Origin of the sequence: Bacillus sp. 179-C3.3 HS, from assembly GCF_047229225.1 — a bacterium.
GTDB lineage: Bacteria > Bacillota > Bacilli > Bacillales > Bacillaceae > Bacillus.
Genome location: NZ_JBFEFT010000005.1, coordinates 146,951 through 163,299, shown reverse-complemented (window position 1 = coordinate 163,299; position 16,349 = coordinate 146,951). Strand labels below are relative to the sequence as shown.

Sequence of the window (16,349 nt, the reverse complement as noted above, 5' to 3'; positions counted from 1 at the left end):
GCTCCAGTTGTACCAGTAATTCCTGTGGCACCGGTAGATCCGGTTGAACCAGTGATTCCAGTCGCACCGGTAGCTCCAGTTGAGCCAGTAATTCCTGTGGCACCGGTATGTCCAGTTGAACCGGTAATTCCTGTAGGACCGGTAGATCCAGTTGTACCAGTGATGCCTGTCGCACCAGTAGATCCGGTCGGACCCGTGATTCCAGTCGAACCAGTAGATCCAGTTGAACCGGTGATTCCTGTTGGACCTGTAGATCCAGTTGAACCAGTAATTCCTGTAGCACCAGTAGATCCAGTTGAGCCAGTAATTCCTGTGGCACCGGTAGGTCCAGTTGAACCGGTAATTCCTGTAGGACCAATAGGTCCAGTTGAACCGGTGATTCCTGTCGCGCCAGTAGGTCCAGTCGCACCAGTGATACCTGTGGCACCGGTAGGTCCAGTTGAACCGGTGATTCCTGTTTCGCCAGTAGGTCCAGTTGAACCGGTAATACCTGTAGGACCGGTAGCTCCAGTTGAGCCAGTAATTCCTGTGGCACCAGAAGAAGCTAAAAGCGTGTAATCAGGTGACACGCCTGGTATTCCGGTCGGAGCATCTACATTGGCCACATACGCATTTCCATTGAACGTAACGACTTGACCAGCTCTGTAACGTTGTGATTGAGATGGATTAAACGGTACCAAGGCGCTTAGACCACCAGCAGGGCCTGTAGGGCCGGTGGGTCCAGCTGGACCAGGAGGACCTGCTGGGCCTCTTCGTACAACTGTTTGTTTTGGTTTTAAGTGACTTTTGTCTTTTATCTTATGACACGAAGGGTTCCCTTGAGGGTACTTGTGCTTCGGTGGGTTTTGTTTGTGCAATGGACAGGCATGACTTGGCACACGGTCATGACGTGATCTTTTGTAATGAGACTGTCCATGGACCTTCCCGCAAACGGGACATTTGTGTTCGAATTGATTGTACAAATTGCCCATCTCCTATCATTGATAATTCATTCTATGTAAGGAGTTTCAAATGGGAAGTCAAAATCATCATCAATTCATCATTTCGAAGATCATCGAATCAAATGATTTAAAAACCAAATGATTTTATGTTATGGTGTTGAATGAATGAAATGAGTTGGATTTTTGACAGAAATGGGGACATCATTTATGAGTCAATCAGTTTTAAGAAACACAGCATATTCCGTTTTAAATTTATCTTCTGTAACAGAAGGCGGCACCATTAGAGAGTCTTTTGACAATAGTATGGATTTGGCCAAAAAAGCGGAGAAGTGGGGATACAATAGATACTGGCTTGCAGAACACCATAATATGGAAGGTGTTGCAAGCTCTGCAACGTCTGTGTTAATTGGATACATTGCTGGAGGAACCGAAAAAATTCGGGTTGGATCTGGCGGCATTATGCTACCAAACCATTCTTCACTTGTCATCGCAGAACAGTTTGGTACACTCGAAACTCTGTATCCAGGAAGAATTGATTTAGGTCTTGGAAGAGCGCCAGGAACGGATCAATTAACGGCACGCGCCCTTAGACGAAACCTTCATAATGGAGAGGATTTTCCGGAGCAGCTTGAAGAACTTCGTCAATACTTCAAACCTTCAGGTCAGGTAAAAAAACATGTAAGAGCTGTTCCGGGAGAAGGGTTGGACATTCCTATTTGGCTTCTTGGCTCAAGTGGGTTTAGTGCTAGACTGGCAGGAGAGCTTGGGCTACCATTTGCCTTTGCATCGCATTTCTCACCAAAACATACAATCCCTGCACTAGAACTGTATAGACAATCATTCAAACCTTCTGATGTATTAGACGAACCATATGCCATGGTTGGAGTGACAGTTGTTGCGGCGGATGACACAGAAAGAGCTAAATATTTGGCAACCTCACACGATCAGCGCTTCTTGAGTCTCATTCGTAATACACCTGGAAAACTAAAGCCACCTGTCGACAGTATGGAAGGATTGTGGACGCCTTATGAAAAAGCAATGGTCCATGAACAATTAAGTTCAACCATCATCGGAGATAAACAAAAGGTCAAAGAAGAATTAGAAGCCTTTATTGAAAATACACAAGCAAACGAAGTGATGATTCAATCAGATGTATTTGATCATGATGAAAGAATGCGTTCCTATGAGATCATTGCAGACATTTTCCAAGAAGAACAATCGAAATAAACATAAAAAAAGAACTGCCGAGTGGGCAGTTCTTTTTTATTTACTCTTTTGTCCATATACGAAATGGTTGTCCAACTGGCAACACAGTACGCCCAAAATGAGTATTGAGCACAACAGCTGCGGCACCATAAAAAGAGAGCAGGGAGATGATGAGTTCTGAGATACCTGCGATCATGTGCGTCACATCATACATCACACCAAATGTGCTAAGGGAAAGACCAATGAATAAGAAATCAATAAAGACGAAAATCATAAATAGTACTTTATGTGTTTCCATTGCGCCAATCGTCATAAACAAGCTGAAAATCAAGTAGCCGATAAAGGCAAACCCTAGTTGTTTTGGATCAGCGGATTCTGCTAATGCCTTCCCAAACGCACCTGCTTGAATAAGCCAAGTTGTTCCAACGCCCATCCAAAAAAGACCGAATGCGCCAAAGGCTGTTGCTCCAAAAATATTATGATGTTTTGAATCTTGTATGGACGCAATCAGCTGCGCGATTCCTCCAAGGAAGATAGCCCAAGGTAAAATGAGAGAAGTGCCATCAGTGATTCCTAGTTTTTGTGAAGACGCAACGAGCGTCACCATTGCGAGACCAAATAAACCGAGTGGTGTTGGGTCTGCAATTGATAATCGGATTGCTTGAACGTTCTGTTTTTCCATAGTAACCTCCTACATTTAACACTAACAAACCATACTCGAATTCGATAGAATCGTCAAGCTCTTTTTAGTAGACTCTTGCATCACCTTCCAAATAAATCTATATTATACATATCACATGAGATAGAAAAAGAGGGATAGCATGAGAAAAGGCTTAGAAGGAAAAACGATTGCCATTTGCGGAACACGAAAAACAGAAGAAATGCGTACACTTGTTGAAAAGCAGGGAGGACAAGCCGTCATTCGGTCTCTTCAAGGAACTGTATTTCTAGCGAAAGAGGAATTAAAGCCTGGCATTGAAACCTTTGTCAAACAAGGAGCCGATTGGGTCATTTTGACAACAGGAATTGGGACAGATACATTAATTGAGAGTGCAGAAGAATTAAACGTAGGTGCATCGTTTATGGATATATTATCAAAAGCCCAAATTGCATCGAGAGGCTATAAAACCTATGCCGCCTTAAAAAAACGCGGTATTCAGCCTGACGTGTCAGATGAAGACGGAACCGTTCGTGATCTCATTTCAAAATTAGCGCATCATGATTTTCAAGGGAAGAGAGTGATGGTTCAGCTTCACGGAGAAAATGCCCCAGCACTTATTCAGTTTTTACATGACAAGGGAGCAGACGTTTTGTCATTGTTGCCATATCAACATATCCCTCCGCAACCAGAAGCTGCCGAAACATTGCTTTCTGAAATGCGAGAGGGAAAGGTACATGCTGTCTGTTTTACGACTGCTGTCCAAGTTCATGCCTTTTTCAAACTAACAACAGAATGGGGGAGAAGAGACGAGCTTCAACGCATGTTCGAACAACCAGTGCTGGCTGTGGCTGTCGGTAAAGTAACAGCCGAGGCTTTAAGGGAAGAAGGCGTGGAGCGAATCCTTGCTCCATCTCTTGAAAGAATGGGTGCCATGATCATAGAACTATCTCAATATATGAAAAAACAATCGACACGCTAACAAAAGAACGCCTTTCACAGCTGACGTGAAAGGCGTTCTGATTAAATGGGCCATTTTCGATTCGTACGAATTTTTTTAATGACGATGTAACTCACGATGAGGAGAATGGCAATCGCCATAATCGGTGTTGTATATGAATGGGCGACACTTTGAACATGATCCCAATTCGCGCCAAGCTGCATACCGAGATATATAAATAGAATAGACCAAGGGATGGCAGCTAAGCCTGTCAATACAACAAATTTGAAAAAAGGCATCTTGGCAATCCCTGCTGGAATAGAAATCGCATGACGGACAACAGGGATAAAACGTGCCGTAAAGACGACAACCGTTCCATACCGTTCAAACCAACGCTCTGCGATTTCAATATGATGCGCGTGAATCAATAAGAATCTTCCATACTTCGTTAAAAAAGGTCTGCCTCCATATAACCCAATCCAATAAATAAAGCACTGGGCAATCGTTCCGCCGATGACCCCAGCGATCACAGCCCCCATAAACCCAATGGTTCCAGTTGATACCATATACCCACCATATGCAAGGACGATTTCACTTGGAATGATTTCAATCATTAACCCAAGCGCAACGCCCACATAACCAAGACTCGTGAGCCAAATTAACACTTCATTTAACATGTGTCCCATTCACTTCACACTGCCTTTACATACTCATTTTATCTCATCCTATGCTTGTTTCACGTCTCTCATGATGATCTTTAACAAGTCGTCCAGCACGTCCTGTCCAATTCAGAAGAAACGAGTACAGAAAGATGAAAAAAGATGAATCAGTCGTGATATAATTTGTAAGATGAAACGAACTGGTGGTGCACAATGATGTATTTAACAATTGCAGAAACAGCAGAATATCTCGATGTATCAGAAGCATATATTCAAACATTAATCCAACAAAAAAAGATACGCTACGTATTTGATGGGGAATCGTATCTCATTTATCAAGGGCAATTTCAAACCCATTTGAAACAACTTGAACAGTATAAAGAACTTGTGCGTGAAATTTTAAATGAACCCATCCCAGAAGATCCAGATGTAAAGGATGAGGATTAAAAAAAGACTGTGAGAAAAGAGTTGGATCTTTTCTCACAGTTTTTTTCATTCACTAACGCCCGTTTGAACAATCTCCATCTCACATTTCACTAGGACATCAGCATCAGGGTATATGTTGTGCCACTTTTCTGGTGTCATTGCTTTGTCTTTAGAACGATATCTTAGGCCGAGCCCAAGCGGATCAATGTGTTGCTCTTTAAATGACTGAACGAGCTCTGCTCCCTTGCTGGCAACACGATTCTCCACTTCTTTTTCGACTTGATCTAAAATAGAGAGCTTATCGATTTTTTTTGATTTCATAAATTCCTTTAACTCACCCTTTAGCTTGATTGTAATGGTAATATGCGGTTTTTCAGTTGAGTTCTTCGTTGGTTTTAATTGATAATCAACATGTGATTTAATATTCTCAATGACGACATGTGTCTTTTCTTCATCATCAAATCTGAATTCATAAATGCCATTTTTATGGTTTTCAACCATTGCTTTGAACGTAAATGCATCCTCTCGAGGAAGATGGTGGATCATTTTTTGATGATTAAAAAGAGCGATTCCCGACACTTCAATCGCATTACTTGTTTTTTTGATGAACGGAAGATAGGCATCGACTCCTTTAGCCATCATTTGACTCATAAAAATATGTTGGTTGGTCATGGGCTGGTTTCCTTCTCGCATATTTTGAGTGAGAAGATCCGCGAGATACACCCCGATATTTAAGTTGGATTGATTCATTTTTGTATACAGTAAATCTTCTACATCTCCATCGACAACAGCAAAAATTTGCCTTGAACCAATGATCGGGTCTCGGTAGATATAATTCATCAAATCAATCATACCGACTTCTGTTGCCAGCTTTTCACTAATTAAAATGACGAGAATTTGACCCATGACGACAGGAAACGGCGATTTCTCTGAAACGAGAAACTGTATATTACTGATGGTGTTTGATTTGGCACTTAATATTTGATAGCTCCCTTGTTGTTCACTTTTAAACACAGGAAAGACAAAAAAGCCATTCATTTCTCCGTCTTCCGCTAAATCAAATCCTGCTGCCTGTGAGATATTTAATTCGTCTAGAAGGCGCGGCTGTGCACAGCTAGTTAAGAAAAGGCTCAATAACATAAGACTGATCAGAAGGGAACGTTTCATGCTCGTTTTTTCACCCACCTTTTTTTCAGCAATAAGATGATAATCAGGCATACAATCAATCCATACGCAAGGATGTATCCACTATATTCAATCCATTTATTAAAGGATTCAAAAGAGGTTGCCCCAGCAAAAAACGAAAACATGACCAAAACCATGATACTAAGAATCAGTAACATCATCGATTGCTTCGTATGAAACACTTGTTTCGCCATCCTGCTCGCTGCCCATAGCGGGATGGCTACATTCGGAATAATAATCAAGAGCCATAATGAGATTTCGATAAATTCAAAACGCTGAATAAAAGGGAGTTTGACAATACTCGTAAATGTCAATGTTGGCCATTTCGTTAGTTTCAGCTGGGAACTCGAGTAGTACGCAATAGACACGAGGAAAACAAGTAAATTCAAACCTGTCGTGAATAAGGCACCTAAATGTGCAAACTTTTGTGATGTTTGTGCCTTTTTAATAAAGGGATAATACACAAGGAGGGTTTCAAAGCCAACCATTGTTAAAGAGGCATCTTTCACCCCTACAATGACCTCCATCAACGAATGATCAAACATTGGGAACATAAACCGAAGATGGCTATACTTCATCACGTAAAAGCAGATAAAGGTCATCCAATACGTTAATACAATGCTAAAGAAAGCCCAGCCAGTCACTGTTCTGAAGCCACCAGTGTGAATATAATAAACCAGCACTAACAGCAATGCGGCAAATAACAATCCAGGGATTTCTTGGAACAACCACACATGAATGACATCCACATAATGAACAAGAACGGTTAAAGACAATGAAGCAAAATACAGGATATATAACACATTCAACAATTGCCCAAGCCATTTGCCAAACACATATTGCGTAATCTCGCTAAATTCAGCTGTTGGTGCATGGCGAAACATGAAATAAATCAAAAAGATCATCAAATTGACACTGAAACCAGCAATCAAAATGGCCATCCAACCATCATTATTCAATGAAGCCGCAAGTTTTGATTGGAAATTTAAAATGCCGATCCCTACTTGATTGGCATTGATTAAAAAGAACACAAGAAAAGGGGATATTTGAAATTTTTCTTTGACAGTAGAGACCACATTTTCACTCCCTTATTCATAAAAATCATTTTTCCCCTTTTTGCCCACCTTCGGCTTTGAGCGGTGAATGGTTTTATTTTGCACACGCAAATTTTGAGGTCTTTTATTCAAAAAGCGCAATGGCAAGCGAACCAAGCTTCCTTTTAAATCGGCTAAACGAAGGGGGTAAATCGGCTGTAAATATGGCTGGCCAATTGATGTTAATTTCATGAGATGTGTGAGGAGAAAAGAGCCCATTAAAGCAATGCCAAGTGCCCCCCATGCCTGTGCTGCAAAAAGGAACGGAAAACGTAACAGACGAATGGTGTTCCCCATTTTGTAAATAGGTGTCACAAATGAAGCGAGTGCAGATAACGCCACAATAATCAGTAAAATATTACTCGTTAATCCAGCCGCCACTGCTGCCTGCCCGATCACAATCCCGCCAACAATACCAAGCGTTTGTCCAACTTTTGCTGGCAGCCGCGAACCTGCTTCTCTTAGTAATTCAATGGAAATCTCGAGAAATAAAGCTTCAACAATCGGCGGAAAGGGAACGAGGTAACGAGAAGACACGATGGTCTCTAATAAATCCTTAGGGATTAGTTCATAATGAAAGGTTAAAATCGCAACATATAATGGTGTGGCAAAAATAGAAAAAACGACGGCAAAGATACGCAACAGTCTTAAAGAAGATGCCGTAATCCACGCTGTATTGTAATCCTCCATCGTCGAAAAATACTCAAGCAATATCGTCGGTGCAAGCAAGGTGTGAGGTGAACCATCCACCAAAACAGCAATTTTCCCTTCGGCTAATCCTGAAGAGACTCGGTCAGGTCTTTCTGTATTTAAAAACAACGGAAAGATTGTATTTGATTCATCATAAAGAATTTGTGCAAGATAATTCGCATCTAAGATTTGGTCATAATCAATGTCTTCAATTCGCTGAACGACAGTGTCTATGTTATCTGGATTGGCAATGTGTTCAATATACAAAACAGCGATCTTCGTTTGAGAAAGAGTACCAACTGTCCTTTCTACAACTTTGAGATCCGGCGTTGGGAGCCTTTGTCTGATCAAATTTAAGTTGGTGTCAAGTAGCTCAACAAAGGCTTCCTGTGAACTAATAATGCCAAATTCAATCTCAGGTTGACTAATTTGTCTGCCTTTTTTATCTGCAATCGGGAAGAGTAGCGCTTTGTCCCAATCTGTCTCAAGACGGATCGCGATACAACCTCTATGTAAGGATTCTTTCACTTTTTCATTGTCGCTTGTGATCACCCCTTGATCGATCGGGATGATCTCTTTTAACTCTTCTAGAGTGGGATGTTCATGTAAATGCTTCATAGCAGGCAGGATTTGTTCATGTAAGAGATTCCCATTAATCAAAGAACGAAAATATGACATTCTGTATTGATACGCTTCACTCTGTGCTAACTCATTTGTAAAATCAGAGGAATGAGACATGGCCTCAAATACTGAACTCGGGTCCTGTTGTTTGTTTTTCTTTTGCATTTGAACCGTCTCCTCTCAAGATTTTTTTCTATTATCTAACCAATTAACGGAAGATATGCATAAAAAAGCATTCAACCTCAGAAGCAGGACGGTTTTGGACATCTCTTTCTTTTCGTGTGTGTTATGCTAAAATAATAAGCGCAAATGGAGTAGATGAAAGGAGACATAGCCATGTCGTTGCAAAATCGATTATTGGATTTATTGAATGAAGGGCAAGGACTGACAGACTTTGAATATGATGAAGCGGCGCGTCAAAACTGGGTGTTAAAAGGAAACAGCATTCATGAAGAAGCGCGTTTTAGTGATGCATATATTGAGCGTGTTAATAAGGAAACGGAAGAAATGATTCAAACAGAAGCATTATCTTTTTTGTATACACCGCTTACATATGTGAAAAGCCATCCAAAAGAATTTATTTATATCGAATCCAAATGGTCAGAGGTAGTGAAAGTAGATGGACTCGCCATCGAGTGGGATGATGTTTTTCAGACGTATACCGTACTATTCGGCTTAAAACGTCCTAAAAAAGAGACGAATGTACTGAAAGAGATGCTTTCACCATTGAATGGTACCCTTCAATTTAATGGTCAAGATGGGTTGTTTGACGTGAATTTACAGGTGCTTGAATTAGAAGAAATTCAGGAGGACATGCCTCTAGCAAACGTGATCTCTGCCATTTATCGCTTTTTGTTCCATCTCATATTACAACTAGAGAAGAATGAATCAAAAAACGGCTCATAATCTGAGCCGTTTTTTTGATTCACCGATGTGCAAATGGACAATGGTGTTTGTTCTTTATCACTTTTCTTTTCCTTCATCACATAAAAGCGTATGATAGAGACAAGCCAGATGAAAGGACTTTTACTTCTATGAATCAACCAACGATACAATTTTCAAAGCTTGCTAATTTTAGAGAAGTCGGCGGAGTTTGTACAACAGATGATGTGATGATCAAGCGTGGCATGATTTATCGATCCGCAAATCTTTCCCGCCTGACGAAACAAGATGTCGCCAAGTTCACAAATCTAGGGATCCAAACGATTTGCGATCTTCGTACAACTTCAGAACGCAAATCACATCCACCTAAGTTGAAGAATCACGACAAGATCATTCATATCCCCATGCAGCCAGACAGTATCATGCCGAGTAAATGGGCGATGTTTCGCATGCTAACAACTGAAGGGAGATCTCTCTCATTTACGCCTATCATGAAGGATTTATATCAGAGCATGCTTCATGAGCGGAAGAAGCAAATTCAGCAATTATTTACGCTGCTTTCTGATGAAAAAAACTATCCACTTATGCTTCACTGTACGAGTGGAAAGGATCGAACTGGCTTTTTATCTGCTCTCATTCAATTAGCATTAGGTGTGCCCATCCGCACCGTCTTATCAGAATACATGCGTTCAAATGAGGGTGTCCAAATCCTTGTGAAAAGACAAGAACGTTTTGTTCGCATGATGAGCTTGTACCGCGTATCAAAAGCACAAGTTCAGCCACTTCTCGGCGTACAGCAAGATTATCTTGAGGACGTTCTAAACGAAATGATGGAAACATACGGAAGTGTAGAACGTTATTTAATTGAAGCGTGTGAGGTTCCAAAAGCCCAGCTTGACCAAATGAAAAACATCTTGCTTCTACCATCTTCTGGCATTCCATCACACAAAATAGAATAAATTCCATTAGAGGTGATGCATACGATGTGCAAGAAGATGAGTACAGGGGTTGTCATGCTGTTTATGATCATTTTTTTATTGATTCCATCTAGTAGTCTAGCTCGGCCAATTGCAAAGGGGACATTAGAAGCAAGCAGGGAGATGCGTGCTGTATGGATTGCATCAGTCTTCAACTTAGATTGGCCATCAAAAAAAGGACTGTCTGAAAAAGAACAAAAGCAGGAATTGGTTCAACTGTTAGATGGGATTCAAGCCATGAATATGAATGCGGTCATCATGCAAATTAAACCAACGGCAGATGCCTTTTATCCATCTCGATATGGTCCGTGGTCAGAGTATTTGACTGGGACACAAGGGAAAGATCCCGGATATGATCCGCTTGAATTTATGATAGAAGAGGCGCACAAGCGCAACCTCGAATTCCATGCTTGGTTTAATCCCTACCGGATCACAATGAATCACACAGACATCGGGCGCTTATCTTCCGATCATCCCGCGAAGCGGCATCCAGAATGGACAGTTGCTTATGGAAATCAACTGTACTACAATCCAGGAATTCCAGACGCGCAAGACTTTATTGTAGATGGCATCAAAGAAGTGGTGAAGAACTATGACATTGATGCAGTTCATATGGATGATTATTTCTATCCGAATCAAATCGCCGGTGTGCCGTTTCCTGACCAAGAAACGTATGAGACGTATGGAAAAGAGTTCACACATATCGAAGATTGGCGCAGACAGAACGTGAATCATTTGGTCCAACAAATCAATGAGACCGTCAAGAGAGAAAAACCATATGTGAAATTTGGCATTAGCCCTTTTGGTGTTTGGCGTAATATAAAGGATGATCCGACTGGCTCCAATACAACCGCAGGGATGACGAATTATGATCATTTGTATGCAGATACACGGCATTGGATTCAGCAACATCATCTTGACTATGTGACACCACAAATTTACTGGAGCATTGGCTTTCAGCCAGCCGCTTACGACGTGCTCACGAATTGGTGGTCAAATGAAGTAAATGGAGAGCCTGTTCACCTTTACATTGGTCAGGCAACGTATAAAATCAATCAAAATAGTGACCCTGCTTGGTCTGACCCCGAAGAGTACTTTCGCCAGATCAAACTGAATCGACAAGCACCACTCGTGCAGGGGAGCATGCATTTTAGCCTAAAGGACATCAACCGGAATCCTTTACAAGTCAAGGAACGGCTCATGAATGAGACCTATCAAAAGCCAGCGCTCATTCCGGAAATGCCGTGGCTCCATCAACAAGCACCAAAAAAACCACTCATTCATTCTGGGAAAAAGACGACAGAGGGTGCGGTGTTGCAGATTCAACATGAGCCACATTCTACTGCGGCCTACTATGCTGTCTATCGTATGACCACTAACGGGACATACGAACTACTAAAAACAGTCAGAAAAGAAGAAGGCTCGCGCACAACAATGAAAGACCCTTCAGCGAATCAAAAGAAACGCTATACCTACAAGATCACTGCCCTGAATCGACTCCATCACGAGAGCAAACCTACCACAAAAACGATCAAATAACGAAAAAGCATAAAATAGGTGTTTCCTATTTTATGCTTTTTTTCTTTGTTTTAATTTTCTGAATTCGATTCCCCATAGCATGAAGTGGCATCTTGATTAATAAATATTGATAGAAAGCTGTTAAAGGAGGAAGCCAGATGAACTTTGAATTAACGAAGGAACAACAGATGATCCGTCAAATGGTCAAAGAATTTGCGATAGCAGAAATTGCACCTCATGCCCAGACCATTGATGAACAAGCCACATTTCCTGAAGAAATATTTCAAAAAATGGGGAAGCTCGGCCTAATGGGCATTCCATTCCCAGAGACATATGGGGGTTCAGATGGTGATACGATTTCATACACATTAGCTGTTGAAGAAATCGGAAAGCAGTGTGCAAGTACAGGTCTTAGCTATGCGGCAGCGGTCTCGTTAGGCGCAAGTCCGCTCTATTATTTCGGGACAGAACAGCAAAAAATAGATCACCTTGTTCCGCTCGCATCAGGCAAAGCACTTGGTTCATTTGGTTTAACAGAACCGAACGCTGGATCAGATGCAAAAGGAACAAAAACAAAAGCGATAAAAGACGGACAAGATTATGTCATTAGTGGTGAAAAGTGCTGGATTACGAATGCGAACTTTGCACGGACGATTATCGTGACTGCCGTAACGGATCGAGATGCAAGTGGCCGCCCAATCATCTCCGCCTTTATCGTAGAAAAGGGACAAAAGGGACTAACCATTACAAGTCCATATGACAAAATGGGCGTGCGCGGTTCAGATACAGCTGAAATTATTTTAGATCAAGTGCGTGTACCAGCACATCACATATTAGGTGATCCATCCAAAGGGTTCAAACAATTTTTATACACATTAGACGGCGGACGCATTTCCATTGCCGCCTTATCAGTTGGGATTGCACAAGCTGCACTCGATGCTTCACTCGCTTATGCAAAAGAACGAAAGCAATTTGGTCAGACCATTTCTTCATTCCAAGCCATCCAATTTAAACTGGCAGATATGGCAATGCACATAGAGCTTGCAAGACAGATGGTCTGGAAAGCGGCATGGCTAAAAGATCAAGGCAAACCCTTTACAAAAGAAGCAGCCTATGCCAAACTTTTCGCCTCTGAAATGGCGACAAAAGCAAGTCTTGAAGCCGTTCAAATACACGGAGGTTCAGGCTATATGAAAGAATACGGTGTAGAACGACTCGTCAGAGATGCGAAACTGATGGAAATCGGGGAGGGGACGTCAGAAATTCAACGGCTCGTTATCGCAAGACAACTGTTAGCATAACGCAGAAATGAAAACGCTTACTACATGTGAGGGAGGAAAGCAAAGATGTCGATCCATCCACAAACCATCGGCTCCCTATTATTAGAGAAAAAAGAACGGCACCCAGCGCATGAAGCTGTTGTTTACCCCGATCGTTCTTTACGTTATTCATACGAAGCGTTTTACAATCACGTAAAACAAACTGGAAAAGGTCTCATGGCACTAGGCGTTGAAAAAGGTGATCATATCGCCATCATGGCACCAAATGTACCAGAATGGCTCATCGCACAATTCGCCTGTGCCTCCATTGGAGCTGTTCTCGTAACAGTGAACACAAATTTTCAATCACAGGAACTCGCATATTTACTCAAGCACTCTGATAGCAAAATGTTATTGATCGTCGACGGTTTTAAAGATACTTCTTATGTCCAGATGGTCAATGAGCTAATCCCAGAACTGCAAACAGCCGAGCAAGGCAAACTGACTTCTGCACAATTTCCTTTCTTAAAAAGCTGCATTTATATCGGACAGCACGTGCCAAACGGAATGATTGGCTGGGATCAGATGCAAGAGAAAGCCAAAACCATCAGTGAACTTGCTTGGGACGAACGATTGAATATGCTATCGCCTGATGATGTCATCAATATGCAATATACGTCAGGCACAACCGGCTACCCGAAAGGCGTCATGCTTAGTCATACAAACATCGTGTTAAATGCCCGTCACATTGCCGAGTGTATGAAGCTAACCGAGGAAGACCGAATGTGTATCCCGGTTCCTTTCTTTCATTGTTTTGGCTCTGTACTTGGCGTCCTTGCCTGCCTTTCAAAAGGCGGAACCATGATTCCAATTGAATCGTTTCATCCAGAGCGTGTACTGCAAACAGTTGAAAAAGAAAAATGTACCGCGCTTCACGGTGTCCCCACGATGTTCATTGCAGAACTCGATCATCCGAATTTTTCTCAGTATGACCTATCAACACTTCGCACAGGCATCATGGCAGGATCGCTCTGTCCATCTCATGTGATGAAAGCAGTCATTGAAAAAATGGGACTTAGAGAGCTGACGATTGCATATGGTCAAACAGAGAGTTCGCCAGTCATTACCCAAACAAGAACAGACGATTCATTTGAGAAGCGTGTTCAGACGGTTGGGCGTGCACTCCCGCATATAGAAGTAAAAATCATAGCGCCTGGTACGAAAGTTGAAGTGAAAAGAGGAGAGCAAGGAGAGCTGTGTACAAGAGGCTACCATGTGATGAAAGGCTACTATAAAAACGAAGAAGCTACGAACGAAGTCATTGACGAAGAGGGCTGGCTTCATACAGGAGATCTAGCTGAAATGGATCATGACGGTTACGTCAAGATTACAGGCCGGCTGAAAGATATGATCATAAGAGGTGGAGAGAACATTTACCCGAAGGAGATAGAAGACGTTCTATACACGCATCCGGCCATTCTTGATGCACAAGTTGTAGGTGTCCCTGATGAGACATACGGAGAAGAAGCTGCCGCATTCATTCGACTAAAACATCGCTGCACGATCACGATTGATGAATTAACGAATTATTGTCAATCCACGATGGCACGTTACAAAATTCCAAAATATTTCTTCATTATCGATTCGTATCCAATGACCGCTTCAGGCAAAATCCAGAAGTTTCGACTGAAACAACAGGCGCTTGATTTGATAAAGGAGTGAACGTAGTGATGTTTCAACAAGTACTGATCGCAAATCGAGGCGAGATTGCCCGTAGAATCATCCGAACATGTAAACGGCTTGGCATCAAAACGGTGGCCGTTTATTCAGAAGCAGACAAGAATGCCCTTCATGTACAAGAAGCAGATACCGCACATCATATTGGGGGTGCAAAAGTTTCTGAGAGCTATTTAAACATGGACGCCATCATCGACGTAGCCAAAAAAACAAGAGCCGATGCCATCCACCCCGGCTACGGTTTGTTATCAGAAAATGCCCATTTTGCTGATCGATGCCGCAAAGAAGGAATTGCTTTTATTGGTCCGTCTGCAACAGTCATTCAGCAAATGGGGAACAAAATTGAAGCTCGAAAAACAATGGAACAAGCGGGCATCCCAATCGTTCCTGGCGTTTCATCCCCAATCCAAGATGTAGACGAGGGGATCAAAAGAGCAAGAAACATCGGATACCCCATTATGCTAAAGGCTTCAAGCGGAGGCGGAGGAATTGGCATGCAGCTCGCTTCCGATGATGAAGAGCTGAAGCGAGCATTTGAAGGAAACCAAAAAAGAGCGAAAAGTTTTTTCAACGATGGCACCTTGTATATGGAAAAGGTCATTGAACACGCGCGGCATATTGAAATTCAAGTGCTTTTTGATTCCTTCGGTCATGGCGTTCATCTGTATGAGCGAGATTGTTCACTACAAAGAAGACACCAAAAAATCATCGAAGAAGCACCAGCTGTCAGGCTTGATGACACCGTAAGACAGCGCATGGGCCAAATGGCGATTCAAGCTGCCAAAGCAATTGGCTATGAAAATGCAGGAACGATTGAATGTTTACTTGATCAACATCAACAATTCTATTTCCTAGAGATGAATACGAGGCTACAAGTAGAACATCCTGTCACAGAAGAAATCACCGGCATTGATCTGGTTGAAGAACAACTAAAAATCGCTGCATGTGAACCACTTTCCTTCAATCAAGAAGATATTCAACCAATCGGTCATGCGATTGAAGTCAGAATATATGCAGAGGATCCCGTCACATTTTATCCATCACCAGGCACCATCACTCACTTATCTGCACCAACTGCCTCGCACATACGACATGAATCAAGCGTCACAACCGGCAGTGTCATTACCCCATTTTATGATCCGATGATTGCCAAGATGGTCATCTATGGCGATACACGTTTATTAGCAATTGAACGATTACAAGAAGCATTAGCCGCATATGAAATAGAAGGGATTAAAACCAACTTACCACTTTTAAGAAAAATGGCTGGATCTTCCGCCTTTTTAGAAGGAAGCATCACCACCGATTTTTTGATGAAGGAAAGAGAGGGAAAGCATTCATGAAGACCGTCACGATTCAAATGACCGGAAACTTATGGAAGCTCCTTGTGAAACAAGGAGATGTCGTGCAAAAAGGGCAAGAGGTGGCGATCTTGGAATCGATGAAAATGGAGATTCCGATTGTCGCAGATGATGCAGGTGTCGTCAGTAAGTTGCATAAAGCGGAGGGGGAATTTGTCAGCGAGGGAGAGGTGCTCTTGGAGTTAACGGAATAGG

Annotated in this window: 15 protein-coding genes and 1 pseudogene; 10 read left to right on the top strand and 6 right to left on the bottom strand. The window is 42.1% G+C overall.

From position 1 onward, the window contains the following. Positions 1-962 (bottom strand): annotated as a pseudogene (locus AB1K80_RS05695) (collagen-like protein); the annotation flags it as partial. 186 nt (positions 963-1,148) lie between these two features. Here AB1K80_RS05695 and AB1K80_RS05690 point away from each other — a divergent pair. Then, positions 1,149-2,168, top strand: a complete 1,020-nt coding sequence (locus AB1K80_RS05690) for an LLM class flavin-dependent oxidoreductase (protein ID WP_412855653.1) — start codon at positions 1,149-1,151, stop codon at positions 2,166-2,168. Between the two features lie 40 nt (positions 2,169-2,208). On the opposite strand, the gene AB1K80_RS05685 is transcribed toward AB1K80_RS05690, so the two are convergent. Further along, on the bottom strand, positions 2,209-2,829 hold the full coding sequence (locus tag AB1K80_RS05685; RefSeq protein ID WP_412855652.1) for an acetate uptake transporter: 621 nt from the start codon (positions 2,827-2,829) through the stop codon (positions 2,209-2,211). A 139-nt stretch (positions 2,830-2,968) separates the two neighbouring features. Here AB1K80_RS05685 and AB1K80_RS05680 point away from each other — a divergent pair, with 139 nt between their 5' ends. Beyond that, complete coding sequence (locus AB1K80_RS05680) at positions 2,969-3,787, top strand: uroporphyrinogen-III synthase (RefSeq protein ID WP_412855650.1); 819 nt, start codon at positions 2,969-2,971, stop codon at positions 3,785-3,787. Positions 3,788-3,828: 41 nt separating this feature from the next. Here the strand turns inward: AB1K80_RS05680 and AB1K80_RS05675 are convergent, their stop codons facing one another. Continuing rightward, positions 3,829-4,431 carry a DedA family protein gene (locus AB1K80_RS05675; RefSeq protein ID WP_412855649.1) on the bottom strand — a complete coding sequence of 201 codons (603 nt, stop codon included), beginning with the start codon at positions 4,429-4,431 and terminating at the stop codon, positions 3,829-3,831. 189 nt (positions 4,432-4,620) lie between these two features. On the opposite strand from AB1K80_RS05675, the gene AB1K80_RS05670 reads away from it, so the two are divergent. Further along, complete coding sequence (locus AB1K80_RS05670) at positions 4,621-4,851, top strand: excisionase family DNA-binding protein (RefSeq protein ID WP_412855660.1); 231 nt, start codon at positions 4,621-4,623, stop codon at positions 4,849-4,851. Positions 4,852-4,896: 45 nt separating this feature from the next. On the opposite strand, the gene AB1K80_RS05665 is transcribed toward AB1K80_RS05670, so the two are convergent. Genes AB1K80_RS05665 through AB1K80_RS05655 form a run of 3 tightly spaced genes read right to left on the bottom strand, consistent with a single transcriptional unit; the run spans position 4,897 to position 8,585 of the window. Then, positions 4,897-5,997 carry a Ger(x)C family spore germination protein gene (locus AB1K80_RS05665; RefSeq protein WP_412855648.1) on the bottom strand — a complete coding sequence of 367 codons (1,101 nt, stop codon included), beginning with the start codon at positions 5,995-5,997 and terminating at the stop codon, positions 4,897-4,899. Beyond that, positions 5,994-7,091, bottom strand: a complete 1,098-nt coding sequence (locus tag AB1K80_RS05660; RefSeq protein WP_412855647.1) for a GerAB/ArcD/ProY family transporter — start codon at positions 7,089-7,091, stop codon at positions 5,994-5,996. The genes AB1K80_RS05665 and AB1K80_RS05660 overlap by 4 nt, the downstream gene beginning before the upstream one ends. A 12-nt stretch (positions 7,092-7,103) precedes the next feature. After that, positions 7,104-8,585: a spore germination protein gene (locus AB1K80_RS05655; protein ID WP_412855646.1), complete on the bottom strand. Its 1,482-nt coding sequence runs from the start codon at positions 8,583-8,585 to the stop codon at positions 7,104-7,106. A 171-nt stretch (positions 8,586-8,756) separates the two neighbouring features. Between AB1K80_RS05655 and AB1K80_RS05650 the strand changes: the two genes are divergently transcribed. The 7 genes from AB1K80_RS05650 to AB1K80_RS05620 all read left to right on the top strand — a co-directional run bounded on the left by AB1K80_RS05650 (position 8,757) and on the right by AB1K80_RS05620 (position 16,348). Next, on the top strand, positions 8,757-9,326 hold the full coding sequence (locus AB1K80_RS05650) for a branched-chain amino acid aminotransferase (protein WP_412855644.1): 570 nt from the start codon (positions 8,757-8,759) through the stop codon (positions 9,324-9,326). A 128-nt stretch (positions 9,327-9,454) separates the two neighbouring features. Then, entirely contained in the window at positions 9,455-10,261 is an 807-nt protein-coding gene (locus AB1K80_RS05645; protein ID WP_412855643.1) for a tyrosine-protein phosphatase, read from the top strand. A gap of 24 nt (positions 10,262-10,285) precedes the next feature. Further along, positions 10,286-11,818: a family 10 glycosylhydrolase gene (locus AB1K80_RS05640; protein ID WP_412855642.1), complete on the top strand. Its 1,533-nt coding sequence runs from the start codon at positions 10,286-10,288 to the stop codon at positions 11,816-11,818. Between the two features lie 137 nt (positions 11,819-11,955). Beyond that, entirely contained in the window at positions 11,956-13,098 is a 1,143-nt protein-coding gene (locus tag AB1K80_RS05635) for an acyl-CoA dehydrogenase family protein (protein WP_412855641.1), read from the top strand. A gap of 45 nt (positions 13,099-13,143) precedes the next feature. Next, positions 13,144-14,778 (top strand): AMP-binding protein, encoded by a 1,635-nt coding sequence (locus tag AB1K80_RS05630; protein ID WP_412855640.1) that lies wholly within the window; start codon positions 13,144-13,146, stop codon positions 14,776-14,778. Positions 14,779-14,786: 8 nt separating this feature from the next. After that, positions 14,787-16,136, top strand: a complete 1,350-nt coding sequence (locus AB1K80_RS05625; RefSeq protein ID WP_412855638.1) for an acetyl/propionyl/methylcrotonyl-CoA carboxylase subunit alpha — start codon at positions 14,787-14,789, stop codon at positions 16,134-16,136. Beyond that, positions 16,133-16,348, top strand: coding sequence for an acetyl-CoA carboxylase biotin carboxyl carrier protein subunit (locus AB1K80_RS05620; RefSeq protein WP_412855637.1), 216 nt, complete (start codon positions 16,133-16,135; stop codon positions 16,346-16,348). Before AB1K80_RS05625 ends, AB1K80_RS05620 begins: the two co-directional genes overlap by 4 nt. Position 16,349 lies beyond the last annotated feature (1 nt).